This window comes from Campylobacter concisus (genome assembly GCF_002913765.1).
GTDB lineage: Bacteria > Campylobacterota > Campylobacteria > Campylobacterales > Campylobacteraceae > Campylobacter_A > Campylobacter_A concisus_BB.
In genome coordinates this window covers 298,715-322,167 of record NZ_PPCH01000007.1, presented here as the reverse complement: position 1 = coordinate 322,167, position 23,453 = coordinate 298,715, and the positions used below count along the sequence as shown (strand labels likewise).

The 23,453-nt window shown below is 42.2% G+C and carries 25 protein-coding genes; 21 read left to right on the top strand and 4 right to left on the bottom strand.

The features are described from left to right. Positions 1-14: 14 nt before the first annotated feature. Complete coding sequence (locus CYO89_RS02185; RefSeq protein ID WP_258032494.1) at positions 15-1,034, bottom strand: alpha/beta hydrolase; 1,020 nt, start codon at positions 1,032-1,034, stop codon at positions 15-17. 225 nt (positions 1,035-1,259) lie between these two features. Between CYO89_RS02185 and CYO89_RS02180 the strand changes: the two genes are divergently transcribed. The 13 genes from CYO89_RS02180 (at position 1,260) to argS (ending at position 12,598) form a co-directional block, all read left to right on the top strand. Continuing rightward, the gene (locus tag CYO89_RS02180) at positions 1,260-2,168 is read left to right on the top strand and encodes an AraC family transcriptional regulator (RefSeq protein ID WP_103596982.1); all 909 of its coding nucleotides are present in this window, start codon (positions 1,260-1,262) and stop codon (positions 2,166-2,168) included. A 103-nt stretch (positions 2,169-2,271) separates the two neighbouring features. Further along, positions 2,272-2,886 (top strand): riboflavin synthase, encoded by a 615-nt coding sequence (locus CYO89_RS02175; protein ID WP_103596981.1) that lies wholly within the window; start codon positions 2,272-2,274, stop codon positions 2,884-2,886. Between the two features lie 10 nt (positions 2,887-2,896). After that, on the top strand, positions 2,897-3,616 hold the full coding sequence (pgeF, locus tag CYO89_RS02170) for a peptidoglycan editing factor PgeF (RefSeq protein WP_103596980.1): 720 nt from the start codon (positions 2,897-2,899) through the stop codon (positions 3,614-3,616). Beyond that, positions 3,606-3,815 (top strand): hypothetical protein, encoded by a 210-nt coding sequence (locus CYO89_RS02165; protein WP_021092152.1) that lies wholly within the window; start codon positions 3,606-3,608, stop codon positions 3,813-3,815. The genes pgeF and CYO89_RS02165 overlap by 11 nt, the downstream gene beginning before the upstream one ends. A 10-nt stretch (positions 3,816-3,825) precedes the next feature. Beyond that, complete coding sequence (gene iadA / locus CYO89_RS02160) at positions 3,826-4,965, top strand: beta-aspartyl-peptidase (RefSeq protein ID WP_103596979.1); 1,140 nt, start codon at positions 3,826-3,828, stop codon at positions 4,963-4,965. 190 nt (positions 4,966-5,155) lie between these two features. Continuing rightward, on the top strand, positions 5,156-5,944 hold the full coding sequence (rpsB, locus tag CYO89_RS02155; RefSeq protein ID WP_002941277.1) for a 30S ribosomal protein S2: 789 nt from the start codon (positions 5,156-5,158) through the stop codon (positions 5,942-5,944). Next, positions 5,944-7,008, top strand: coding sequence for a translation elongation factor Ts (tsf, locus tag CYO89_RS02150; protein ID WP_103596978.1), 1,065 nt, complete (start codon positions 5,944-5,946; stop codon positions 7,006-7,008). Before rpsB ends, tsf begins: the two co-directional genes overlap by 1 nt. After that, positions 7,008-7,652, top strand: coding sequence for an ABC transporter ATP-binding protein (locus CYO89_RS02145; protein WP_002941236.1), 645 nt, complete (start codon positions 7,008-7,010; stop codon positions 7,650-7,652). Before tsf ends, CYO89_RS02145 begins: the two co-directional genes overlap by 1 nt. Before the next feature lie 90 nt (positions 7,653-7,742). Further along, positions 7,743-8,504, top strand: a complete 762-nt coding sequence (gene fliR / locus CYO89_RS02140) for a flagellar biosynthetic protein FliR (protein WP_103596977.1) — start codon at positions 7,743-7,745, stop codon at positions 8,502-8,504. Positions 8,505-8,560: 56 nt separating this feature from the next. Continuing rightward, entirely contained in the window at positions 8,561-10,120 is a 1,560-nt protein-coding gene (locus CYO89_RS02135) for a Highly acidic protein (RefSeq protein ID WP_103596976.1), read from the top strand. Beyond that, positions 10,121-10,732, top strand: a complete 612-nt coding sequence (gene gmk / locus CYO89_RS02130) for a guanylate kinase (protein ID WP_103596975.1) — start codon at positions 10,121-10,123, stop codon at positions 10,730-10,732. It abuts the gene before it with no gap. Positions 10,733-10,783: 51 nt separating this feature from the next. Next, complete coding sequence (locus CYO89_RS02125) at positions 10,784-11,005, top strand: Sec-independent protein translocase subunit TatA/TatB (RefSeq protein WP_103596974.1); 222 nt, start codon at positions 10,784-10,786, stop codon at positions 11,003-11,005. 9 nt (positions 11,006-11,014) lie between these two features. Then, entirely contained in the window at positions 11,015-12,598 is a 1,584-nt protein-coding gene (argS, locus tag CYO89_RS02120) for an arginine--tRNA ligase (protein ID WP_103596973.1), read from the top strand. Between the two features lie 49 nt (positions 12,599-12,647). On the opposite strand, the gene CYO89_RS02115 is transcribed toward argS, so the two are convergent. Beyond that, positions 12,648-13,583: a sugar transferase gene (locus CYO89_RS02115; protein WP_103596972.1), complete on the bottom strand. Its 936-nt coding sequence runs from the start codon at positions 13,581-13,583 to the stop codon at positions 12,648-12,650. A 104-nt stretch (positions 13,584-13,687) separates the two neighbouring features. Here CYO89_RS02115 and CYO89_RS02110 point away from each other — a divergent pair, with 104 nt between their 5' ends. Beyond that, entirely contained in the window at positions 13,688-14,671 is a 984-nt protein-coding gene (locus CYO89_RS02110; RefSeq protein ID WP_103596971.1) for a YeiH family protein, read from the top strand. Here the strand turns inward: CYO89_RS02110 and nadD are convergent. Beyond that, entirely contained in the window at positions 14,655-15,536 is an 882-nt protein-coding gene (gene nadD, locus CYO89_RS02105) for a nicotinate (nicotinamide) nucleotide adenylyltransferase (protein ID WP_103557731.1), read from the bottom strand. The genes CYO89_RS02110 and nadD overlap by 17 nt on opposite strands. Positions 15,537-15,615: 79 nt before the next feature. On the opposite strand from nadD, the gene gap reads away from it, so the two are divergent. The 5 genes from gap to CYO89_RS02080 all read left to right on the top strand — a co-directional run bounded on the left by gap (position 15,616) and on the right by CYO89_RS02080 (position 20,251). Then, positions 15,616-16,614: a type I glyceraldehyde-3-phosphate dehydrogenase gene (gene gap / locus CYO89_RS02100; protein WP_103596970.1), complete on the top strand. Its 999-nt coding sequence runs from the start codon at positions 15,616-15,618 to the stop codon at positions 16,612-16,614. A 16-nt stretch (positions 16,615-16,630) separates the two neighbouring features. Further along, positions 16,631-17,830 (top strand): phosphoglycerate kinase, encoded by a 1,200-nt coding sequence (locus tag CYO89_RS02095; protein ID WP_021092107.1) that lies wholly within the window; start codon positions 16,631-16,633, stop codon positions 17,828-17,830. Between the two features lie 3 nt (positions 17,831-17,833). Further along, positions 17,834-18,517: a triose-phosphate isomerase gene (locus tag CYO89_RS02090; protein WP_103596969.1), complete on the top strand. Its 684-nt coding sequence runs from the start codon at positions 17,834-17,836 to the stop codon at positions 18,515-18,517. A gap of 168 nt (positions 18,518-18,685) precedes the next feature. Further along, the gene (fabI, locus tag CYO89_RS02085) at positions 18,686-19,504 is read left to right on the top strand and encodes an enoyl-ACP reductase FabI (protein ID WP_012140237.1); all 819 of its coding nucleotides are present in this window, start codon (positions 18,686-18,688) and stop codon (positions 19,502-19,504) included. Between the two features lie 78 nt (positions 19,505-19,582). Continuing rightward, complete coding sequence (locus tag CYO89_RS02080; RefSeq protein WP_103596968.1) at positions 19,583-20,251, top strand: DUF2625 family protein; 669 nt, start codon at positions 19,583-19,585, stop codon at positions 20,249-20,251. Positions 20,252-20,638: 387 nt separating this feature from the next. On the opposite strand, the gene CYO89_RS02075 is transcribed toward CYO89_RS02080, so the two are convergent. Beyond that, on the bottom strand, positions 20,639-21,745 hold the full coding sequence (locus CYO89_RS02075; protein WP_021088649.1) for an FtsW/RodA/SpoVE family cell cycle protein: 1,107 nt from the start codon (positions 21,743-21,745) through the stop codon (positions 20,639-20,641). Between the two features lie 52 nt (positions 21,746-21,797). Here CYO89_RS02075 and CYO89_RS02070 point away from each other — a divergent pair, with 52 nt between their 5' ends. Both CYO89_RS02070 and CYO89_RS02065 read left to right on the top strand, forming a co-directional pair. Further along, positions 21,798-22,769, top strand: coding sequence for an RluA family pseudouridine synthase (locus tag CYO89_RS02070; RefSeq protein WP_103596967.1), 972 nt, complete (start codon positions 21,798-21,800; stop codon positions 22,767-22,769). Then, the gene (locus CYO89_RS02065; RefSeq protein ID WP_180385121.1) at positions 22,702-23,376 is read left to right on the top strand and encodes a fibronectin type III domain-containing protein; all 675 of its coding nucleotides are present in this window, start codon (positions 22,702-22,704) and stop codon (positions 23,374-23,376) included. The genes CYO89_RS02070 and CYO89_RS02065 overlap by 68 nt, the downstream gene beginning before the upstream one ends. The last annotated feature ends 77 nt before the right edge of the window (positions 23,377-23,453 follow it).

Below are 23,453 nucleotides of genomic sequence, written 5' to 3'. Positions count from 1 at the left end.
GCAGGGGCAGCGGTTTATTTCAAATTTGCTTTGAAAAATTCCTTAAATTTATCGTATGGGATCTTGTTGTTTTTATTGTCATATAGGTCTGTATGCACAGCGCCAGGGATGATAACTAGCTCTTTATTTTTATTGCCAAGAGATTTAAAGGCGTCCTCGCTAAAGTATCTTGAGTGCGCTTTCTCGCCGGCTACGATAAGAGTTGGAGTTCTCATCTCGCTTGCGTAGGCAAGGATTGGCATATTTATAAACGAGATAGGATTTGTAACTATCCAGCCGCTCTCACCGCTGTTTGAGTTTACGGAGCGTTTGTGATAGCCGCGTGGCGTGCGGTAATAGTCAGCATACTGAGCGACAAACTGCGGCGTGCTCGCGTCTATCTTTTTTGGATCAACATTTATCGCACCAGTATATGCTGGTTTGCCATTTTGGAGATCGAGCCAGCGTTGCTCGGCTAGCTTCTTTTTAGTTTCATATCTCTCATCAGCGCCCACACTATCGTTGTAGCCTTTTGCCATCACTCGCGTCATATCATACATCGTGCTGGTTGCAACCGCCTTTATGCGAGGATCGGCAAGAGCTGCGTTTAGAGCAAAACCGCCCCAGCCGCATACGCCTAAAATGCCGATTTTATCTCGGTCCATATTACTCTGGGTGCCTAGAAAATCCACCGCCGCACTAAAATCATCAGTGTTTATCTCTGGGCTTGCTAAATTTCTTGGCTCGCCGCCGCTCTCTCCGGTGTAGCTTGGATCAAAGGCAAGCGTGATAAAGCCGCGCTCGGCTAAAGTTTGGGCGTAAAAGCCGCTTGATTGCTCTTTGACCGCTCCAAAAGGTCCGCTAACTGCGATCGCAGCTGCTTTGCCGTGCAAATTTTTAGGCGTATAAAGATCGCCGACGATCTCAACACCGTAGCGATTTTTAAATTTAACTTTCTTGTGATCTACCTTACCGCTTTTAGCGAAAACTTTGTCCCACTCGCTTACCATAGATACCGCTTCTAGCGGTGATTTTACTACGTTTGTACTAGCCATTAAATTGCCTCCTAAAATAAAACTTGACGCTACAAGCGCCGACATAAATTTTTGATATTTTGGCGAGCTTTGGTTTTTGCTTGTCCCGCATACCCTTTTGTTGTAGTGCATTATATCTGTATTATAAATTTTACGTTAGAACGATCCTCTAAATTCCATGCCTAATCCTGCAAAATTTCTAAAAAGTTGTATAATCTTGCAAAATTTGACTTGGGGAGCGCGAAAATGGCTGATGTAAATTTACTAAAAGAGCAGACAAAAGAGTTTTTATTAGATAGATGCGGCATAGTGGGATCTACGCAAAGTGACATTGGCTCGCTTGACTTTTATATCAGTGATAAAACGCATGATTTTATCAGCACGGTTTATGAGCCGTCTTTGTGCATAATACTGCAAGGAGCAAAGGCGATTGGCTTTGGTGATGAGATGTATGGATATGACGAGCGAACCTACGCGCTAGCTTCTACTCATGTGCCCTTAAATGTAAGCCTAACAGACGCCTCAAAAGAGAAGCCCTACATCTCGCTTTGCATTAAATTTAGCCTAGATGAGGTCTATGAAGTGCTAAAAGGCGTGGATGTAAAAGAGCAGAGCTTGCAAAAAAGCGAAAAAGGCATATTTTTTGGCGAGCTAACTGATGAGATTTTAGAGCCTGTTTTGAGGTTTGTTTGGTTGCTAGAAAAGCCAAAAGATAAGGTCAAATTTCTCTCAGACCTTGCTAAAAAAGAGATACTTTACATGCTCGCAACAAACGATAAAAGCGGCTATTTTTTAAGTAAATTTGCGATGCAAGGCAGCGTTTCAAATAAAATTTCACGAGCCGTAGCAAAGATAAAAAACGAGTTTTCGCAAAAGCTAAGCATGAAAGATGTCGCTAGAGAGTGCGATATGAGCGAGTCTTCGCTATATCATAACTTCAAAATCGTAACCTCGCTAAGCCCAGTAGCCTTTCAAAAAAAGATCCGCCTTGAAGAGGCTAAAAACCTGCTCGTAAATAAAAATATCGGCGTTGCGCAGGCTGCTTTTGATGTGGGCTATGAGAGCGCGTCGCAGTTTAGCCGCGAATACGCAAGGATGTTTGGCATGTCGCCTAAAGTTCATAGCGAAATTTTACGCTCTGGCGTGGCGTCATAAATTTATTTTGGTGCGGTTTAAATTTCAAAAAACTAGCAAATCTATCCATGCGCCAAATTTAGGCAAAATTTAGTAAAATCCTTAAAAAATTTAAAGGCAAAATATGTTTAATGGCTTAATCAGAGAGCTTGCCGAGGTCATTAGCTACTCGCAAAATGTTTTACGGCTAAAGGCTAAATTTCGCCCAAATTTAGGCGACAGCATCGCAGTAAATGGCGCTTGCTTAAGCGTGACCAAACTATATGAGGACGGCTTTAGCGTGGAGCTAAGCGCAGAGAGCAGGGCAAATGTCGCGGTTGAAAATTTAAGTGGCTTGGTGCATATCGAGTCAGCGATGAAGCTTGGCGAGCGAGTAGATGGGCATTTGATGCAGGGGCACATCGACTTTATCGGCGTGATCTCGGCTATAAAAAAGCATGAAAACGGCGTTGATTTTTACATCGATCTACCGCGCGAGGCGATGGCTCTTATGGCAAATAAGGGTTCGGTGGGCGTTGAGGGCGTGAGCCTTACGATAAATGAAATTTTGCCAAAGGGCATAAGACTAACCATTATTCCAATCACGTTTAGAGATAGTCTTTTTGGCACTTTCAAGGTCGGCAGACGCGTAAATATCGAGAGTGACCTGCTGGCTCGCTACGTGGCTAGGATGCTTGAGGCTAAGCAAAATGGCGGCCTTAACTGGGACGATGTCGAGAGAATTTCGAGCCTTTACTAAGTGAGCGAAGATGCGTGAAAATTTAGAGATCGTTTTTGATAAAAATGGTATCACTGCTGGCTTTACAAACAGGCTTGGTGGCGTGAGCAAGGGTAAATTTAGCTCACTAAATTTGGGCGATCACGTGGGTGATGAGCCAAGGGATGTCATAAAAAATAGAGAAATTTTGGCTCAAAATTTAGGCGTGAAAAAGCTTAAATTTATGAAGCAGGTTCATTCAGACAAGGTCTTTGTCCTTGAAAACGAGGACGACGAGCTGCCAGAGTGCGACGCTGTGATCACAAATTTAAGCGATGTTGGCATCTGCGTTTTGGTGGCGGACTGCTCGCCAGTTGTGATGATAGATGAAAAGCGCGGTGTGATCTGCGTGGCTCATGCAGGAAGAGCTGGCGTGACGCTAAAAATTTGCACAAAAGCAGTTACGCTCATGGGCGATAAATTTGGCTCAAGAGCGGGCGACATCAGTGTCTTTATCGGAGCAAATATAAAAGGTGGCTGCTACGAGGTAGGCGAGCTTGATCTTGGGGAATTTAACACATATAAGATAGGTAGAAATTTTGATATGAACGCGGCCTTGAGAGATGAATTTAAGGCACTTGGAGTTAAAAATTTAAACTTTAGCGAGGTCTGCACGCACTGCGATGAGAGATATTTTTCGTACCGAAGAGACGGCGTGTGCGGTAGATTTTGCGGATTTGCGGTCAAATTTAAGGATAAAAATGGGATATGAGAGCTTTAAAAATCCACTAGCGGCAAAAATAGCTCAAAACGCTAGAAATTTGGGCTTTGAGCAGCTTATGAACGAAGAGTTTGTGCAGATGCTTCTTAGCTCAAAAAAGATGGAGCTAAGTGCCGTGGATAGGGAAAATGTGGAGCAAATTTTTATAAAACTGATGGAGATAGAAGAAAAAGTACAACTTAGTAAATAAAGGAGAAAATATGCTTTTGCTTAAAAATGCTAATCTATACACGCCAAAATTTCTTGGCAAGTGCGATGTTTTGGTAGGTGGCGGTAAAATTTTAGCTATCGGCGAGGGGCTAAGCTTTAGTGCAGAAGAGCTAGAAATTTACGACCTAAAAGGCAAAATTTTAGCCCCGGGCCTCATTGATCAGCATGTGCATATCACGGGTGGTGGCGGCGAGGCTGGATATCACTCAAGAACGCCTGAGATCACGCTTAGTCAGATCGTAAAATACGGCACTACGACGCTTGTAGGTGTCTTGGGGACCGATGGTGTCACCAGAAGCCTAGAAAATCTCTACTCAAAGGCAAAAGCGCTCGAGTTTGAGGGCATCTCGACCTTCATACACACCGGCTCATACGCAAGCCCCTGTGTGACATTTACCGGCGACATCGCAAAAGATCTCATATTAATCGACAAGGTGATCGGCGTAAAGATCGCACTGACCGATAACCGCGGCAGCTACGTCTCAAAAGAGGAGCTCATCAAGATCCTAAGCAAGATACGCATAGGCGGCATGGTCTCTAAAAAAGGCGGTGTGCTTCACATGCACATGGGCGGACTAAGCGAGAAATTTGACAACGTCTTTAAGGTGATAAAAGACTATGAATTCCCAGTTCATTACTTCTCGCCGACACACTGCGCTAGGACAAAAGACCTGTTTAACGAGGCTTTGAAATTTCAAAAAATGGGCGGAAACATCGATATCACAAGCGGTGGAAGTAAATTTGCCCCGCTTCATGAGGTGGTAGCATATGGCCTTGAAAATGGGCTAAATTTAGAGCGCCTAACGATGAGCTCAGACGGAAACGGCAGCGTGCCTAAATTTAACGAAAATGGCGAGCTAGTGGGATATGGCTGTGCCTCATGTGCGTCAAATTTAGAAGTATTGCAAGCTTTGGTAAGAAATAAAATTTTAAAGATAGAAGATACTTTGGCTTTGATGAGCAAAAATGTGGCGAGATATCTAAATTTAAGCCAAAAAGGCGAAGTAAAAGTTGGCAACGACGCCGATCTTTGTGTCTTTGACGAGGAGCTAAATTTATATGACGTGATCGCAAAAGGCGAGTTTTGCGTTAAAGATGAAAAGGTCGTTAAAAAAGGCTTTTTCGAGTAAATTTAAAGAAATTTGAGCTTTATTTGTAGTTAAAAATATCTTTAAATTTAGCTTCAATAAAGCCAAGTTTCAATATAATCCAAGCTTTATTTCACACACGACAATCCTAAATTTGGTTGTGCGAAAGCATTAATGGTCGTGGAGGATAAAACTAAATTCAAGGCAAAATGCCTAAAACAAGGAGAAACTCATGGTAACTATGAGAGATTTATTAGAGTGTGGCGTACATTTTGGTCACCAAACACGCCGCTGGAACCCAAAGATGAAAAAATTTATCTTTGGCGAGAGAAAAGGTATCTATATTATAGATCTACAAAAGACTATCCGCTACTTCCGCTACACTTACAACATCGTTCGTGACGCAGCTGCTGAAGGCAAGTCAGTGCTTTTTGTCGGTACTAAAAAACAAGCTATCGACGCTATCAAAGAGTACGCTGAAAAATGTGGAATGCCTTATGTAAATCACCGCTGGTTAGGTGGTATGATGACAAACTTCGGTACTATCCGCCAGTCTATCCGCAAACTAGAAGTTATCGAGACTATGGAAGAAGATGGTTCGATAAATTTACTAACTAAAAAAGAGGCTTTGATGCTTCGCCGCAAAAAAGAGAAACTTATCGCAACTCTTGGCGGTATCCGCAATATGAAAAGCCTACCTGATATGATATTTGTCGTTGATACAGTTAAAGAAAAGATCGCCGTTCAAGAGGCAAATCGCCTAAAAATACCAGTTGTAGCACCGATCGATACAAACTGCGATCCTGACGTTGTTGATTATCCTATCCCAGGAAACGATGACGCGATCCGCTCTGTTCAGCTTTTCTGCCAAGAGATGGCTGAGGCGATCAATGAAGGCAAATCACTTCTTGAGCAAGATGGTGGCGAGCAAGCTGCTGGCGAAGAAGTAAGCCAAGACGAGAAAGATGCAGTTGTAGCTGAGGCTATGAGCGAAGAAGACTTTGGCGAGGACGAAGAGTAATGGAAATAACTGCACAAATGGTAAAAGAGCTCCGCGAATCAACCGGAGCTGGCATGATGGACTGCAAAAAGGCACTTGGCGAAGCAAATGGCGACATGGAAAAAGCTGTTGATATCCTTCGCGAAAAAGGCCTAGGTCAAGCTGCTAAAAAGGCTGACCGCCTTGCAAGCGAGGGCTTAGTAAGCGTTGAGGTTTGCTCAAAATGCAAAAAAGCAACTATCAGCGAGATCAACTCTGAGACCGACTTCGTTGCTAGAAACCCACAGTTTCAAGCACTTGCAAAAGACACAACAGCTCACATCCAATCAAGCGGCATAAAAACAGTTGAAGAGCTAAACACAAGCACCTTAAACGGTGTTAAATTTGAAGAATACTTCAAAACTCAGATCGCAACTATCGGCGAAAACCTTGTAGTTCGCCGCTTTGAGACTATTAGTGCTGATGATAAGGGCGTGGTAAATGGCTATGTTCACTCAAATGGCCGTGTTGGCGTGCTTATCGGTGCAGCTTGCGAAAGTGCTGAAGTTGCAAACAAGGCAGCTGAATTTATAAGAAATTTATGTATGCATGCAGCTGCGATGAAGCCAAGCGTTATAAGCTACAAAGACCTTGATAAAGAGTTTGTTGAGAAAGAATTTATCGCACTTCGCGCTGAGCTTGAAAAAGACAATGAAGAGCTAAAACGCCTAGGTAAGCCACTTCACCACATCCCTGAGTATGCTAGCCGTTGCCAGATAGGCGACGCAGAGCTTGCAAAAGCTACAAAAGCGATCGAAGAAGAGCTAAAAGCTGAGGGCAAACCTGAGAAAATTTGGGATAAGATCATCCCTGGTAAGATCGAGAGATTTTACGCTGACAACACAGTGCTTGACCAACGCCTTACACTTTTAGGTCAGTTTTATGTAATGGACGATAAAAAGACTATCGAACAAGTTATCGAAGAGAAGAGCAAAGAGCTTGGCGGCAAGATCGAGATCGTAAAATACGTTCGTTTCGAGCTTGGCGAAGGCTTAGAGAAAAAAGTAGATGACTTTGCTGCAGAAGTTGCTGCCCAAATAGGCTAATGGAAATTTTAAGAGCGTCTAATCTAGGCTTTGCGTATGATTATACGCTCTTTAACAATATAAATTTAACCCTCAATCAAAAACAAAGCATCGCGATAACAGGCGTTAGCGGTTGTGGCAAATCAACGCTTTTACACATACTTTCAACACTTTTAAAGCCAAATTTTGGCGAGGTCATCTATCAAGATAGATCGATCTATGAGCTTTCTCAAAACGAGCTTTTGGCTATTAGAAGGCTTCATTTTGGCATCATTTTCCAGTCGCACTACCTTTTTAAAGGTTTTAGCGCTTATGAAAATATCGAGCTTGCAAGCATCTTATCTGGCGAAAATATAGAAAAAAATGATCTTGAAGCACTTAAAATTTCAAGCGTTATTAACCAAAAAGTTGGAGAGCTAAGCGGCGGCCAGCAGCAACGCGTCAGTATCGCTAGAGTGCTTACCAAAAAGCCAAAGATCATCTTTGCAGACGAGCCAACGGGCAACCTTGATAAGCAAACAGCAAATGAAGTGATGCAAGTTTTATTTGACTATATAAATGAAAACAATGCTGCTCTTGTTCTAGTCACTCACGACAACGACCTAGCCGCAAAATGTGACAACTCATACAAGCTTGAGAACAAAGAGCTTGTGCAAATTTCTTAAAATTTAGCTTCAAATTTCTAAAAACGACCGCTTAAATTTAAAAAACAAAGTAAAATTTTGTAAAATTAGCAAAAAATTTAAAAGAGCAAAATGGAACTAGTAGAATTTTTTGGAGCCGATAAGACAATAGTTTTTATGCTTTTGTTTGCACGCCTAAGCGGTCTCATCTTCTTTTTCCCATTTTATTCACACAATCAAATTCCACTTAGCGTAAAAACGCTTTTAGTTTTTGTTCTTTGTGTCGTGTTATTTCCCATCTCAAAAGCTCATGAAAACTCTATAAATTTCTTAGTCGGCGAGATATTGGGCGAGGTCATGCTGGGTCTAAGTGCAGGTCTTATGCTAACTATCATCTTTGCCACACTTCAAATGGCAGGCGAGCAGATCTCGATGGTCATGGGCTTTTCGATGGCGTCGGTGCTTGATCCGCAAACTGGCACAAACTCTCCAGTCATAGCAAACCTTATAAATTTCATCGCGCTACTAACATTTTTGGCATTTGACGGTCACCATTTGCTCCTTCAGTTTTACGCCAGCTCGCTTGCTGTGGTGCCTCTTGGCGATTTTTATCCGCGCCCTGGCATCATGAGCTATACGATAAATTTATTTACAAATTTGTTTATGTTTGGCTTTATTATGTCATTTCCCATCATCGCCCTCTCTTTGCTCTCAGACTCTATCTTTGGCATGCTCATGAAGACGATGCCGCAGTTTAACCTACTGGTCATCGGCTATCCTATCAAAGTGACGATCGGATTTTCCGTTTTGATAGCCATTTTAGCAGGCATTATGAAGATCATGAGCGACCTACTTTTAAAAGTGATAAATGATCTGCCGGCTCTGTTTTTTTAAGAAAATAGCAATGAAATTTATCATAGAATAGGCTTTTACTATTACAAGGAGGGATGATGAAAGTTGCTCTAATAAATAAAAATCCAGCAGTTTCACGTCTGATAACTTTAAGTCTGAATAAAATCGGCACTGAATATAGCGAATTTGAGGATCTAAATGGATTTGACGATGCTCAGTTTGACTTTATCATAATCGACAGTGACGTGGATAGTAGCGAGCTAGCTACAGACAAAAAGGTGATGTATCTAGCAAGTCGTGGCGAGAGCAAACCAGAATTTGCTACTTTAATGCTTGAAAAACCATTTTTACCGACTGAATTTATAAGTGTTTTTGAGCAAAATATCCCAAAAGATGAGCCAGATGACCAGCAAAATGCTAGCGAGCAGGGCGAAAGCGACTTTGGTGATTTTAGCGACGAGGCTATAAATTTTGATGAGATGTCAGGGTTTAAGCTGCCTGATATAGATACAAATTTAGAAAATTTCGCAGACCTTGACAAAGAGCTTTTAGAAAGTGGCATAGATGGCCCAAGCGAGGAGATTAGCCAGAGTGACTTACAAGAGGAAAATGAAACTAGCGATGTGGAGTCTTTAGAAGAGCTTGAGGACCTGCAAGAGCTTGCTAGCGAAGACCTTGCTGATGAGAGCGTGGATGAAGAGACTAGCGAAGCGATAAGTGATGCAAATGAGAGCGAAGAGAGCAAAGACGGTGATCTAGCAGAGCTTAGCGCGCTTGTCGATGAGATAGAAAATATGCCAGAAGAGTCTGAAGCAGATGAAGAGCTGAATAAAAATTTAGATGATATTATTAGCCAAAATGACGTTGCAGGCTTGGTTGATGAAAAGAACGCTGGTAGCGAGCTTGATGAGATAGATCAGAGTAAATTTGAGCTTAGTGAGATCGATTCGCTTGATGAAGAGCTAAATAGTGAAGAGGCTTATGAGGAAAATAAAAATTTAGATGATGCTGACGAGACTGATACTAAAAATTTAGAGCAAGAAGAGCTAAATTTAGACGAGATAGCTAAATTTGATGATGAAGATAGCCTTGAAAATGAGCTAAATTTAGAAGATGAGCCTAAAGATGAGGAGAATTTAGATGAGATCTCTGAGGCTGATGAAGAGCAAATTCAAGTAGATGATGAAAAAGCAGAAGAAGATATAGAAGAAGAGGCTCTGGATGAAATTTCAAGTGAGGAGCTAGAAAATTTAGAGCCTAGTGATAGCGAAAACGCTTCTAGTGAGATACCAGTAGAAGAGCTAGAAGATGTTAGCGAGCCAGAAGCCAAAGAAGATCTAGGCCTTGCGGACGAAACTTTTGAAGAAGAAAATGCTCAAGAAGAAAACGCACAAGATGATAGTAAAGATGCGGCATCAAGTGAGTTAAATTTTGACGCGGCATCGATAGATGATATAGATGAAAACACGATGTTAGCGGCATTTGGATTAAAAGATATACCTCAAACAAGCTCAAAAAATGATGCAAAAGAAGACTATAAAGAAGAGCTAACTAAAAAGATCACAAAACACGTCCATGAGTCACTAAATGAGAGCTCGCTAAGAGATGTGCTAAAAGATATGAACATCAAGATAAATATAAGTTTCGAGGAAAAGTAGTTGCAAGGACAAATTTTAGTAGTTTCGGGACCTAGTGGAAGCGGTAAAAGCACGCTTTTGGGCCGTCTTTTAAAGGAAGAGAAAGACCTATATTTTTCTATCTCAAGCACGACTAGAGCAAAAAGGGATGGCGAAGTTGATGGGGTGGATTATTATTTTATAAAAGAAGATGAATTTAAAAGCGGTATAGAAAAAGGCGAGTTTTTAGAGTGGGCGCAGGTGCATAAAAACTACTATGGTACAAGCTTAAAGCCAGTTTTAGAGGCACTTGAGGCTGGAAAGATAGTGATATTTGATATCGATGTGCAGGGCTTTCACATCGCACTTGAGAAATTTAAAAGCTACATCACTTCAGTTTTTATCACAACTGCGAATAAAAAAGAGCTAAAAAGGCGCTTGAAAAACCGCGGAACAGATAGTGACGAGACGATAGAAAACCGCTTAATGAACGCAGTTGGTGAGATGGAGCATATTTTAGAGTATGATTATTTTTTAGTAAATGATGATATAGAAAAGAGCTATAAAGGGCTAAAATCAATCCTTCAAGCGATGAGGTTAAAAAGTGCTAAGATAAATTTAAGAAACGTCATCGACGAGTGGATAGATTGTTAGAAATTCAGGAATTTATGATAATATTTTGAGAAAATTTGATAAGGAGAAAAGATGGGTTCTTTTAGTATTGGCCATTGGTTGATCGTTTTAGTGATCATTGTATTACTTTTTGGAGCAAAGAAGATCCCAGAGCTTGCGAAAGGACTAGGCAAGGGCATAAAGACTTTTAAGGCTGAGATGGAGGACACAACACCTGAAAAGAGCGAGAAAGTCGAGCATAAAGAAGAGAGTGCAGCTAGTCAAAAGATAGAAGAAACAACTAAAAACGCGTAGGTTTTAGAGTTGAAAGATAAAGTAAAAGCTGAAATTTCAAAGGTTTTAGAGCGAGAATTTGTACTTGAAAAGCCAAAGGATAAAAATTTAGCCCACTATGCGACGCCACTTTTTAGCCTCGCAAAAGAGCTAAGAAAGTCTCCAGCTATGATAGCTAGCGAGTTTGCTGGTAAATTTAGTGATAGCAAGATAGTTGAAGCTAGCGCGGTAAATGGCTATTTAAATTTCAAGCTTAAGAGCGAATTTTTAGATGAAATTTCAAAGCAAATTTTGCTAGATAGTGAAAATTTTGCAAAAGAAGATGTAAAAAAAGACAGCTATTTAATAGAATACATCAGCGCAAATCCAACTGGACCGCTTCACATCGGACACGTTAGAGGCGCAGTTTATGGCGATACTTTGGCAAGACTTGGCAAAAGACTTGGCTACGCTATCTCAACAGAATACTACATAAACGATGCGGGCAATCAAATAGATCTGCTTGGCACATCGATATCTCTCGCGGCCAAAGAGCAGCTTTTTAACGAAAGTGTCGTCTATCCAGAGAAATATTACCGCGGGGATTATATTTTAGATATCGCTAAGCTTGCAAATGAGAAATTTGGCAAGGAAATTTTTTATGACGAGAGCAGAAACCTTGAACTTGCTGAGTTTGGCAAGGATATCGTGCTTGAGATCATCAAAAAAGACTTGGCTGATGTTGGGATATTTATAGAGAGCTGGGCTAGCGAAAAAGCTCTTTACGACCGCCTGGAGCCAACCATAAACAAGCTAAAACGCTCAAACCAAATGTATGAAAAAGAGGGCGCTATATATATCGCTTCTACCACACTTGGCGACGATAATGATAGGGTAGTGGTTAGAAATGATGGCAGACCGACATATTTAGCTGGTGACATCATCTATCATAACGCTAAATTTGAGAAAAATTTTGACCACTATATAAACATTTGGGGCGCGGATCACCACGGATATATCGCAAGGCTAAAGGCTGCGATAAATTTCCTTGGATACGACGAAAATAGGCTTGAAGTGATACTTATGCAAATGGTTAGTTTGCTAAAAGAGGGCAAGCCATATAAAATGAGCAAGCGCGCTGGCAATGCGGTGCTGATGAGCGATATCGCGAGCGAGATCGGTGCTGAGGCGCTTAGATTTATCTTTATAAGCAAGGCAAATACGAGTAGTTTGGAATTTGACGTGGATGAGCTTAAAAAAGAGGATAGCTCAAACCCTATTTTTTATATAAATTACGCTCACGCTAGGATAAATCAGATCTTTGCAAAGGCTGGAAAAAGCGTTAGTGACGTGATAAACGCGGACTTTGAGTGCCTAGATGAAAATGCTAAAAATCTACTTTTTGAAGCGCTTATCTTGCCTGAAATTTTAGAGGATGCTTTTGCCTCAAGGCAGCTTCAAAAAATACCAGACTATCTAAAGTCACTAGCTGCTAGCTTTCATAAATTTTATAATGAAAACCGCGTAGTTGGCAATGAAAATGAAGATAGCTTGCTAAAAGTCTTTGCAGTCGTTGCTGTCTCAATAAAAACAGCATTTAATATAATGGGAATCACAGCTAAAGATAGGATGTAGCTTTATATCCACCAGACAAATTTAGTCAAAAGCGCATATACGGTTTTGACTAAACTCCCCTTTTTTCAAATATAATTGCAATAGTTTTTGTTATGATCTTTATCTCCAGCCAAAGTGACCAGTGCTTTATGTAGTAAAGATCATACATTAGCTTTTGCTTAGCGTCGTGTGTGTTTGCGCCGTAAGGGTAGTTTACCTGTGCCCAGCCAGTGATGCCTGGGCGGACGATATGGCGTTCATTGTAGTAAGGTATCTCTTTTTCAAAGAAATTTATCCAGTATCTTCGCTCTGGTCTTGGGCCTATTAGGTGCATCTGACCGCGAAGTACATTTAGGCACTGCGGCACCTCGTCGATGCGAGTTTTACGCATAAATTCGCCAAATTCAAAGACTCTCTCATCATTTTTGCTAGCAAATTTAGCCCCGTCTTTTTCAGCGTCAACCACCATCGAGCGAAATTTGATGCATTCAAATTCCCTGTTGCCCAGCCCAACCCTGTTTTGCAAGAAGTAAAGGCTGCCAGGGGACTGCTCGTCTATCTTTTTCTTTACGTAAAATTTAAGCACAAAAAGTATCACAAGAAGTAGTGAGCAGCTTACATAGTCGATCACGCGTTTTAAGGCGTATTCAAGGGCATTATAAGGCTTGATATCGTTTAAAAAGTTTAAATTTTCGCCATTTTCTGGGATGTAGCACTTTTGCAAGTAAATTTCTAAAAAGCTCTCCACATTTAGAAATTTGATATTTTTATACTTCGTCTTAAACTGTAAAAGCGTGAGAAATCTCACCAGTTTGCTATCAACGGGCTTTTGGGTATTTAGCACTATTAGCCTCTGATTACCTGATTTTATGAGATTTTCTAGCGCACTTCGCAAAGCTTTAGCGTCGCTATTTTCAGGGGATAAAAAATTCACCTGGCCAAATTTCTTCCTAAGCTTCTCTAGCTCGAGTTTGGTGAAAGTATATTTTTCGCCAAGGATGATCATAGGCCTATCCCTTTATCTTTATTTTAAATTTGCATTATAAAATTCGTCTAATTATACCCAAACGTGCTAATTGCATTTTTAAAAAAAAGAGTTAAGGTTAAAATATGTATCACAAATTTCTCGCTGTCTTGGTTTTAGCGCTCATATGCGGCGTTTCTTTTGCGCTCTCAAACACGGTCTTGGCTAAATTTCACACTAGCCCACTCATCATCTCTATCATTTTAGGTGCCATTTTTGCAAATCTTTTCACCAAACAGACTCAAATTTTAAAAAGTAGTGGCGTCGTAGCGATCGCTGGGAAGCAAATTTTAAGGCTAGGCATCATACTTTTTGGCTTTAACATAAGCCTTGGCGAGATCGCAAGTGTCGGCACTCTAGGCGTGATATATGCGGCTTTTATGGTATTTGCGACCTTTTGCTTTGCACTTTTTGCCGCTAAAGCTTTGGGGCTTAGCAAGGATAGCGCCGTGCTCATTGGCTCAGGGGCTAGCATATGCGGCGCAGCTGCTGTTATGGCTACTCAAAATGAGATAAAAGCAGACGCAAACAAGCTTGCTATCGCCATTTGCACGGTGGTGCTCTTTGGAACGATTGGCATGTTTATCTATCCATTTATCGCTAAATTTCTAGCTCTCACGCCACACCAAACTGGCTTTTTTATCGGCGGCTCGCTTCACGAGGTAGCCCATGTAGTGGCAGCTTCAGCAGCATTTGATAGCACAGCAAGTAGCACTGCCCTCATCATAAAAATGCTTCGCGTCATCATGTTAGTGCCATTTTTGTTTTTGCTAAATTTCTTAAATTTAAGCCAAAATAGCAGTAGCTCAAAGCTAAATAGCATACCTTGGTTTGCGCTATTTTTCCTAGTGGCGATCTGCGTTAGATCTTTGCCATTTTTCCCTGAAAATTTGGTGGAGATTTTAAAGCTAGCCGCTAGTATCTGCCTTTGCGTCGCGATGTGTGCTTTGGGGTTTGGGATAGATAGGAGTATATTTAAAGCGACGGGCAAAAAGCCATTTTTGCTAGCATTTTTTATATTTTTATGGCTTATTTGCTCATCGCTTGTCTTTGTTAAGACTCTTTGCTAGTTTTTAGCTTTTGCAAAAACTCTTCGATGTTGTATTTTGCTCTGTAAGCTGGGCTCAAAAGGTGTATCAAAATGTCGCCAAGGTCCATCACGATCCAATCAGGCGAGCTCTCAGTGCCTATAAATTTCTCACCAAGAGGCTTTAGCTCCTCTTTTAGATCCTCAGCCAGCGAGTAAGCGTGCCTCTCGCCAAGCGTAGTAGCGATAACTACGGCCTTTACGAAATAATCATCTCCGCTCATATCAAACACTTGTATCTCTTCAGCCTTTTTTGCGTCTAAAACCTTAACTATACTTTCGGTGCGCTCTTGCATCGATCTTTCCTGCATCTTTAATCCTTGGTAAAAATTTATAATCTCATCTTTTATCTCGCTAGGCAGCTCATCAAGCCCCTTTTGGTGTCTGATCTGCGACGAGCTAACATCTACGTGCACGTCCATTTTTTGTAAATTTTGCGGAATTTCTATGTGATTGCGCTTAGCGATCACAAACTGCACTAAATTTTTTAGCTCCTCGTAGCCATGCCACTTATCAAGCGTGGCTAGGTGGTCCGCGCCTATTATGAGATAAAATTTCTCTATCTTGAATTTCTCATACAAATACTTAACCGTCTCTATGGTAGGCACCGGGCGAGCTAAATTTATCTCATAGTCTGAGATCTCGACCTTCTCTAGGCCGCCCCAAATTTCTCTTATCCACTTTAGGCGAAGCTCTGGCGGAGCTGAAAATTCGCTCTTAAAGGGACTTATAAAAGTTGGCATGATGATGAGCTTGTCGATGTCAAGGCCGCTTAGTGCCATTTTCACAATGCTATCGTGTCCTAAATGAACCGGATCAAAGCTCCCGCCAAAAAGTGCTAACTTCATCTATTAAAGTGCCTTGTTTATATTTGTTTTAAAATTCTTTTTTGTAGAATTAGGCGTAATTATATCAAAAGGAGCTAAGATGTCAGTTAAAGTAGCAATAAACGGCTTTGGGCGTATCGGTAGGTGTGCTGCTCGTATTATTTTAGAGCGTGATGATGTTGAGCTTGTCGCTATTAACGACACCGCAACAAGGGATATGACGAGGTATTTGCTCAAATACGACAGTGTTCATGGCGAATTTAAGCAAGACGTTAAGGTGATAAGCGACGATTTTATAGAAGTAAATGGCAAAAAGATAAGAGTTTTTTCTACAAGAGATCTAAACGAGCTTAGCTACGCAGACTACGGCGTAGACGTGGTTTTAGAGTGCACTGGCAAGTTTTTAACCACTGAAAAATGTGAGCCATATCTTGCTCGTGGCGTCAAAAAAGTCGTCATGAGCGCTCCAGCAAAAGATGACACTGCCACATTTGTAGTTGGCGTAAATGACGATAAATACGCAGGCGAGGCGATCGTCTCAAACGCAAGCTGCACTACAAACGGCCTAGCTCCAGTAGCAAAGGTGCTAAACGATAAATTTGGCATCGTAAAAGGGCTCATGACTACGATCCACGCATATACAAATGGCCAGAGCCTAGTTGATGTAAAAGCTAAAGACTTCCGCCGCTCACGTGCAGCAGCGCTAAATATCGGACCAACAACAACCGGAGCTGCAAAAGCGATCGCTAAAGTGCTTCCAGAGCTAAGCGGCAAGCTACACGGCCAAGCAGTGCGTGTGCCAGTGGCAAACGTCTCAATGGTCGATCTAACAGCGGTTTTAAAAAGACCAGCTAGTAAAGATGAGATAAACGATGCATTTAGAGCGGCTGCGGAGTCAAATTTAAAGGGAATTTTATTCGTCGATGACGACTACAGAGTTAGCAGCGACTTTTGTACAAGCACCTTTAGCAGCATCGTAGCCAGCGACACTACGCAGGTTATCGCTGATGATATGGTGAAGGTCTTTGCGTGGTACGACAACGAGTGGGGCTACTCAACAAGGCTTGTTGATCTTGCTAAGATCGTGGCTACAAAGTAAATTTAAAGGGTGAAAAATGAGTGATATTTTATCGATCAACGACCTTGAGCTTAATGGTGCAAAAGTCTTTATAAGGTGCGATTTTAACGTGCCTATGGACGAATTTTTAAACATTACCGACGACCGCAGGATCCGCTCGGCGATACCAACTATCCGCTACTGCCTAGATAATGGCTGCAGCGTGGTTTTGGCCAGTCACTTAGGGCGTCCAAAAAACGGCTATGAAGAGAAATTTTCACTTCAAGGCGTGGCTAAGAGGCTATCAAGACTGCTTGATAGAGAGGTGATATTTGCTGAAGATGTGATCGGAAATGACGCTAAAACAAAGGCTGCGGCTCTAAAAGCTGGTGAAATTTTGATGATAGAAAATTTACGCTTTGAAAAGGGCGAGACCAAAAACGATGAGGCTTTGGCAAAAGAGCTTTCAGGATTTGGCGAATTTTACATAAATGACGCATTTGGCGTTTGCCACAGGGCTCACGCATCTGTCGAAGCGATCACTAAATTTTATGATGAAAAGCACAAAGCAGCGGGATTTTTACTACAAAAAGAGATAAATTTCGCTCAAAATTTGATAAAACATCCATCACGTCCATTTGTCGCAGTCGTGGGTGGCTCAAAGGTTAGTGGCAAGCTTCAAGCCCTACATAACCTTCTGCCACGCGTAGATAAGCTCATAATTGGCGGCGGTATGGCATTTACATTTTTAAAATCACTTGGCGAAAACATCGGAAATTCGCTTCTTGAAGAAGAGCTCATCGAAGATGCAAGGCAAATTTTACAAAAAGGTAAAGAGCTTGGTGTAAAAATTTATTTGCCAGTAGATGTCGTCGCTGCTCAGACATTTTCAGCTGAAAGTGCCGTAAAATACGTCCCTGCCCAAGAGATCCCAAATGGCTGGATGGGACTTGACATTGGGCCTGCGTCGATTAGGCTATTTAAAGAGGTCATCGCCGATGCGCAAACCATTTGGTGGAACGGACCTATGGGCGTTTTTGAGATGGATAAATTTAGCAAAGGTAGTATCAAAATGAGCCACGCTATCATCGACACTCACGCAACAACCGTCGTTGGCGGTGGCGATACGGCTGACGTGGTCGAGCGCGCTGGGGATGCTGATGAGATGACATTTATCTCAACTGGCGGCGGTGCTAGCTTGGAGCTAATAGAGGGCAAAGAGCTGCCTGGCATAAAGCCGCTTAGAAAAGAGGAGTAGGTCTTGAAATTTCTAGCGAATTTAAAGTGCAACCACACAAGAGAGAGCTTTAGAGAGTACGCGAAAATTTTAGACGAAAATTTAAGCGCAAACGATGATGTGAGCGTCTTTGCTCCGGCTAGTGCCTTTAATGAAAAAAGGCATATTTTTAGGCTTGGGGCGCAGAATTTCTACCCGTGCGAGAGTGGGGCATTTACTGGCGAGATCGGCAAGGCGATGCTTGATGAATTTGAGATCAAAGATGTGCTGATCGGCCACTCTGAGAGGCGTGAAATTTTAAACGAAAGCGAGGAGTTTTTGCGAGCGAAATTTGACTTTGCCGCAAAAAATGGCTGGAATGTCATCTACTGCATCGGCGAAAATTTAAGCACAAATGAAAGCGGAGCGACCAAAGAATTTCTAAGCCGCCAGCTTGAAAATATAGACCTAGATTATAAAAATTTAGTCATCGCCTATGAGCCGATCTGGGCGATAGGAACTGGCAGGAGCGCTAGCATAGAGCAGATAGATGAAGTGCTAAGTTTTTTAAAGACAAAGGCAAATGTGCCGCTACTTTACGGCGGAAGCGTCAATGCAGCAAACATCGCTGATATCGCAGGTATAAAGAGCTGCGATGGGGTTTTAGTAGGCACGGCCAGCTGGGATGCGAATAATTTTCTAGGGCTTATTAGCGCGGCATCTCGCTGATAAATTTAAACGATCTTGCAAATTTCACCCTGCGACAGGCTATTTGCCTAGTCTTGGGATGAAATTTACTGCGAAACATTTAAATTTACCTAGCGATATATCCGCTTGTTGGTTTGTGTTTAAAATTTAAATATCGCTTAAAAGTCAAACAAAATAAAAGGAGAAATGATGATTTTAAAAGGTAAAAAAGGTCTAATCGTAGGCGTTGCCAATGCCAAGTCAATAGCTTACGGCATCGCAAAAGCTTGTCACGATCAAGGTGCGCAGATGGCATTTACATACCTAAACGACGCTCTTAAAAAGCGCGTAGAGCCGATCGCTGAGGAGTTTGGTAGTAAATTTGTCTACGAGCTTGATGTAAATAACCAAGCACACTTAGACGGCCTTGCTGATAGGATCAAAAAAGACCTTGGCGAGATCGATTTTGTCGTGCATGCTGTGGCTTACGCACCAAAAGAGGCGCTTGAGGGCGAGTTTGTAAACACAACAAAAGAGGCATTTGATATAGCGATGGGCACTAGCGTTTATTCGCTACTAAGCCTTACTCGCGCGGTGCTACCGGTGCTAAAAGAGGGCGGCTCGGTGCTTACTCTTACATACCTTGGCGGACCAAAATTTGTGCCACACTACAACGTCATGGGCGTTGCCAAAGCGGCACTTGAAAGCTCAGTTCGCTACCTAGCGCACGACCTTGGCGCTAAAAATATCCGTGTAAATGCGATCAGCGCAGGCCCTATCAAAACGCTTGCAGCAAGCGGAATAGGTGACTTTAGGATGATTTTACGCTACAACGAAGTAAATAGCCCGCTAAAACGTAACGTCACCACTGAAGACGTCGGCAACAGCGCTATGTACCTACTTAGCGACCTAGCTAGCGGCGTAACAGGCGAAGTTCATTACGTAGATTGCGGCTACAACATCATGGGCATGGGCGACGTGGCTACCGACGCCGAGGGCAACACGATCCTAGCTTGGGACGCAAAATAATCTACTGACATAAATTTGGCGGGGCGACTCGCCAAATTCTTCTTTTAAATTTCACCAAATTTATCGCAAGGACAGAAAATGAGAGCTTTAGACGAGCTTATAGACACAAATGAACCAGGCTGGGCGCTGATCGAAGAGTGGCTAAAAGAGGCCAAAAATGGCTATGAAATTTTACCTAGAGATGAGAGTAGGGCGCAAAGCGAGCTTTTAGGGCTTCAGGTCACCACTCGCTCGCCTATGGGAGCGCTTGTTTATGGGTGCGGCGGCATAGTGATAGATGGCGGTTGGTTGCGCCTGCTTGGCTCAGGATGCGAGCAGATGAAGCGCGGAATTTACAGCTTCAACCTTGGAAAAAGTTTTAGCGAAGCAGGGCAGATGCCTAGCTATTTGCTCGTGGCGGATGATGTTTTGGGCGGATTTTTTGCGGTAAATGGCGGCGCTTTTGGTGGCAAAGCTGGCAACGTCTTTTACTACGCACCAGATAGTGGCAAATGGGAAGATACACAGCTTGGCTACTCTCAGTTTTTATACTGGGCGCTATGTGGGGATATATCTAAATTTTACGAGCTTTACCGCTGGGATGGCTGGCACAATGATGTAAGAAATTTTAGCCTTGATAAGGTTATGTTTGCGCTACCACCGCTTCTTTGGCAAGACGCCGACATAAGGCTAAGGCTAAAAGATATGAAAAAAGATGGCATTAATATCGATGAACATTTTGTTTCTTTGTTTAAAGGGGAGAAATAGGATTGATTTTGTAAATTTCGGCTTTTACAAATTTTAAAATTTGTTATAAATTTTTAGAACTAAATGCATGCAGCGCTTTAGCGCTGAGGCATGCCACTCATAACGTTATCGGGGTTAGGGGATTGTTAAGGGGGAAGGGAGCTCTTTTACTTCGCAAGCTCGTAACTGCAAGCAGACCGTAATTCAAGCCTCTTCCCCTTTAACGAAGAAATAAAAATCTAAATTTATACTCGTAAATTTTAAAATTCCATTCACTCGCAAGAATTGACTACTAAAATTTGGCTTCGCTTACAGCTTAGCTCAAATTTTAGAGCCGAAATTGCTCGTTTATGAAATTTTAGAATTTACCTGATACCCACCTGATTTGACAAAGTAAATTTACAAATTTTAAAATTTAAATTTCACCGAGCGGTAGGTCTGATCAAACCTAAACGTTAGCAGATTTTGCAGTATCCCAAAAAGTACCATGAAGGTGACAAAGCTGCTTCCGCCGTAGCTAAAAAACGGCAGTGGCACGCCCACAACCGGCGCAAAACCGATCGTCATCGAGACATTTACCCCCACGTAAACAAAGATGAGTGCGGCTATGCCAGTGGCGGTCACCTGCGTGAAATAATCATTCTTAAGCCCGTAGTTTAGGCTAAGTAAGTGCGTTATAAGCGCTCCATAAAGCCCCAGTAAAAGAAGCGCTCCGTAAAAGCCAAAACGCTCGATATTATAGGCAAAGATGAAGTCACTTGTGGCGATTGGCAAAAATTTAAAGTGTGTCTGCGTTGCCTCGTCCTTTGGCTTGCCTTTTAGTCCGCCGCTACCTATGGCGATGATACTTTGTTTGACGTGGTAGCTTGGCTCTTCTGCGATGAAGTCGTGGATCCTCTTTTTTTGATAATCATGCAAATTTTCATACAAAACCGGTGCCGAAAAGCCTATGGCAAGGATGATGCAGATCCAAATTTTCTTATTTACGCCGATGACAAAAAGGATGGTGTAGCCAACTATCAAAAGTATGAGCGCGGTGCCAAGATCAGGCTCTTTCATGATGAGCGCAAATGGCAAAAGTATGTAAAAACTAAGCCTTAAAAAGTCTTTTAGCCCATACCCATCGACCTCTGGAGGGCGCTGCTTAACTAGATAGGCTAGCATCAACAAAAAGGCTGGCTTCATGAGCTCTGAGGGCTGAAGCGTGAAGTGAACGAAGGGAATTTCCAGCCAGCGCCTAGCTCCAAGCTTGCTAACGCCAAAGATATCAACGCTTAAAAGCAGCACGATGCAGACCCAGTAAAACATCGGGATGATCCAGTCGATACGTCTAATAGGCAGCAAAAATGCGATACAAAATGAGACAAATCCGATGCCAAAATATACAAGCTGTTTGTTTGCCAAAATGTCGTTTGCTTCGGAGACTAGGATGTATGATATGGCTATGATTGGGATGATCAAAAACGGCTGAATAAAATCAAAATGTGTTAAAATACGCCGATCTAGTTTTATCAATAAGCAAACCTTAATTTTTGGGCTAGATTATATCACAAACAAGGCTTTGATTTTGGTTAAATTTAATGTTTTAAATAGCTCAAGACTCGACGTTGCAGTGGCCAAAGAGCTTCAAATTTCACGTAATCAAGCTTTAAATTTGATAAAAGACTCCCTTGTAAGCGTAAATTTAAAACCAGTCTCAAAACCAAGCTTTTTACTGAGCGAAAACGATGAAATTTGCATAAATTTTGCCCCAAAAAAAGAGGTACAAAACGAATACGAAGTAAATTTTGACATCCCGATCATCTACGAGGACGACGATCTCATAGTGCTAAACAAGCCCCCGCAAATCGTCGTTCACCAAGCCCCAAGCGTCAAAGAGGCGACACTTGTTGAGTGGCTAAACAAAAAGGGCTTTATGCTCTCAAATTTAAACGGCGACGTAAGAGCTGGCATCGTCCACCGCCTAGATAAGGGCACGAGCGGCGCTATCGTCGTTGCTAAAAACAACTTCGCCCACGCAAAACTAAGCGAGCAGCTAAGCGATAAAAGCATGGGGCGAATTTATCTAGCGCTGACCGACCTGCCTCTAAAAGAGGACGTCATCATCGACAAGCCAATCGGCAGAAATCCAAACAACCGCCTAAAAAAAGCGATCGTCGCGGACGCTAAATTTGCAAAAAGCGCCTTTATAAATTTGCTAAGTGAAGGCGGAGTAAATTTGATAGCGGCAAAGCTTTTTACAGGCAGGACGCACCAGATAAGAGTGCATCTTGCTAGCATAAATCGCCACATTTTAGGCGATGATTTATACGGATTTAAGAGCCAAGGCGATAAAATAAGCAGGGTTATGCTTCACGCTTATATGCTCTATTTTATCCATCCGCGAACTGGCAAAAGGGTAGAATTTACCGCAAAAACGTATGATGACTTTAACCAGATAATTTACAAAAAAATTCCCAAGGAGATTTTTGATGAAAAAATTTGCCCTACGCATATTGACACCATTTTTAGTAGCTTTCTTAGCGGGATGCGGCTCTAGCGTACCGACTCAGCAAAGCACGTCACTACCAACGATTACAAGCTTAAAAACTATTTCAGATATGACAGAAGTTGGCTTTGAGTGGAACCCAGTGACCGATGAGAGCGTCGTTGGCTACTACCTTTACCGCTCAAATCCAAACGATGCAAACTCAAAAATGCAACTAGTTGCAAACATAAAAGACCGCTTTGCTACGCACTATGTGGATCGCGACCTAGCTCCAGAGACGACTTACTCATATCAGATGAGAACCTACTCAAGCAACGCCATCTCTCAACCAGGTGCGATTGCAACTGCGACAACTAAGCCACTACTTGACTCTGTGCCATTTGCGCAAGCTATCACAGGACTTCCAGGCCGTGTAAAAGTGATCTGGAGACCACATCCTGATAGCACAGTAGCAAGCTACATCATCCAAAGAAGCGATGCAGGAGCTAATAAATTTAGCCAAGTAGCAGAGGTAAATGGCAGACTAAATGCCGAGTATATCGACACTGAGGTAAAACCTGGTAGGTCTTATGAGTATAGGATCTTAGTTAAAACTTCTTCTGGCGTCATCTCAAAACCAAGCCAAAACATAAGCGCCACAACAAAGGAGTTACCCTAAATCAGTAACGAACGTCCAAGCAACCAAAAATGCGCCAAAAAAGATCATCTTAACGTGGGATTACGCGCCAGCTGAGG

Excerpts from the sequence above, each read along its gene's own strand:
- CYO89_RS02185 (WP_258032494.1), bottom strand. The coding sequence starts at position 1,034 with ATGGCTAGTACAAACGTAGTAAAATCACCGCTAGAAGCGGTATCTATG.
- CYO89_RS02180 (WP_103596982.1), top strand. The coding sequence starts at position 1,260 with ATGGCTGATGTAAATTTACTAAAAGAGCAGACAAAAGAGTTTTTATTA.
- CYO89_RS02175 (WP_103596981.1), top strand. The coding sequence starts at position 2,272 with ATGTTTAATGGCTTAATCAGAGAGCTTGCCGAGGTCATTAGCTACTCG.
- pgeF (WP_103596980.1), top strand. The coding sequence starts at position 2,897 with ATGCGTGAAAATTTAGAGATCGTTTTTGATAAAAATGGTATCACTGCT.
- CYO89_RS02165 (WP_021092152.1), top strand. The coding sequence starts at position 3,606 with ATGGGATATGAGAGCTTTAAAAATCCACTAGCGGCAAAAATAGCTCAA.
- iadA (WP_103596979.1), top strand. The coding sequence starts at position 3,826 with ATGCTTTTGCTTAAAAATGCTAATCTATACACGCCAAAATTTCTTGGC.
- rpsB (WP_002941277.1), top strand. The coding sequence starts at position 5,156 with ATGGTAACTATGAGAGATTTATTAGAGTGTGGCGTACATTTTGGTCAC.
- tsf (WP_103596978.1), top strand. The coding sequence starts at position 5,944 with ATGGAAATAACTGCACAAATGGTAAAAGAGCTCCGCGAATCAACCGGA.
- CYO89_RS02145 (WP_002941236.1), top strand. The coding sequence starts at position 7,008 with ATGGAAATTTTAAGAGCGTCTAATCTAGGCTTTGCGTATGATTATACG.
- fliR (WP_103596977.1), top strand. The coding sequence starts at position 7,743 with ATGGAACTAGTAGAATTTTTTGGAGCCGATAAGACAATAGTTTTTATG.
- CYO89_RS02135 (WP_103596976.1), top strand. The coding sequence starts at position 8,561 with ATGAAAGTTGCTCTAATAAATAAAAATCCAGCAGTTTCACGTCTGATA.
- CYO89_RS02125 (WP_103596974.1), top strand. The coding sequence starts at position 10,784 with ATGGGTTCTTTTAGTATTGGCCATTGGTTGATCGTTTTAGTGATCATT.
- CYO89_RS02115 (WP_103596972.1), bottom strand. The coding sequence starts at position 13,583 with ATGATCATCCTTGGCGAAAAATATACTTTCACCAAACTCGAGCTAGAG.
- CYO89_RS02110 (WP_103596971.1), top strand. The coding sequence starts at position 13,688 with ATGTATCACAAATTTCTCGCTGTCTTGGTTTTAGCGCTCATATGCGGC.
- nadD (WP_103557731.1), bottom strand. The coding sequence starts at position 15,536 with ATGAAGTTAGCACTTTTTGGCGGGAGCTTTGATCCGGTTCATTTAGGA.
- gap (WP_103596970.1), top strand. The coding sequence starts at position 15,616 with ATGTCAGTTAAAGTAGCAATAAACGGCTTTGGGCGTATCGGTAGGTGT.
- CYO89_RS02095 (WP_021092107.1), top strand. The coding sequence starts at position 16,631 with ATGAGTGATATTTTATCGATCAACGACCTTGAGCTTAATGGTGCAAAA.
- fabI (WP_012140237.1), top strand. The coding sequence starts at position 18,686 with ATGATTTTAAAAGGTAAAAAAGGTCTAATCGTAGGCGTTGCCAATGCC.
- CYO89_RS02080 (WP_103596968.1), top strand. The coding sequence starts at position 19,583 with ATGAGAGCTTTAGACGAGCTTATAGACACAAATGAACCAGGCTGGGCG.
- CYO89_RS02065 (WP_180385121.1), top strand. The coding sequence starts at position 22,702 with ATGAAAAAATTTGCCCTACGCATATTGACACCATTTTTAGTAGCTTTC.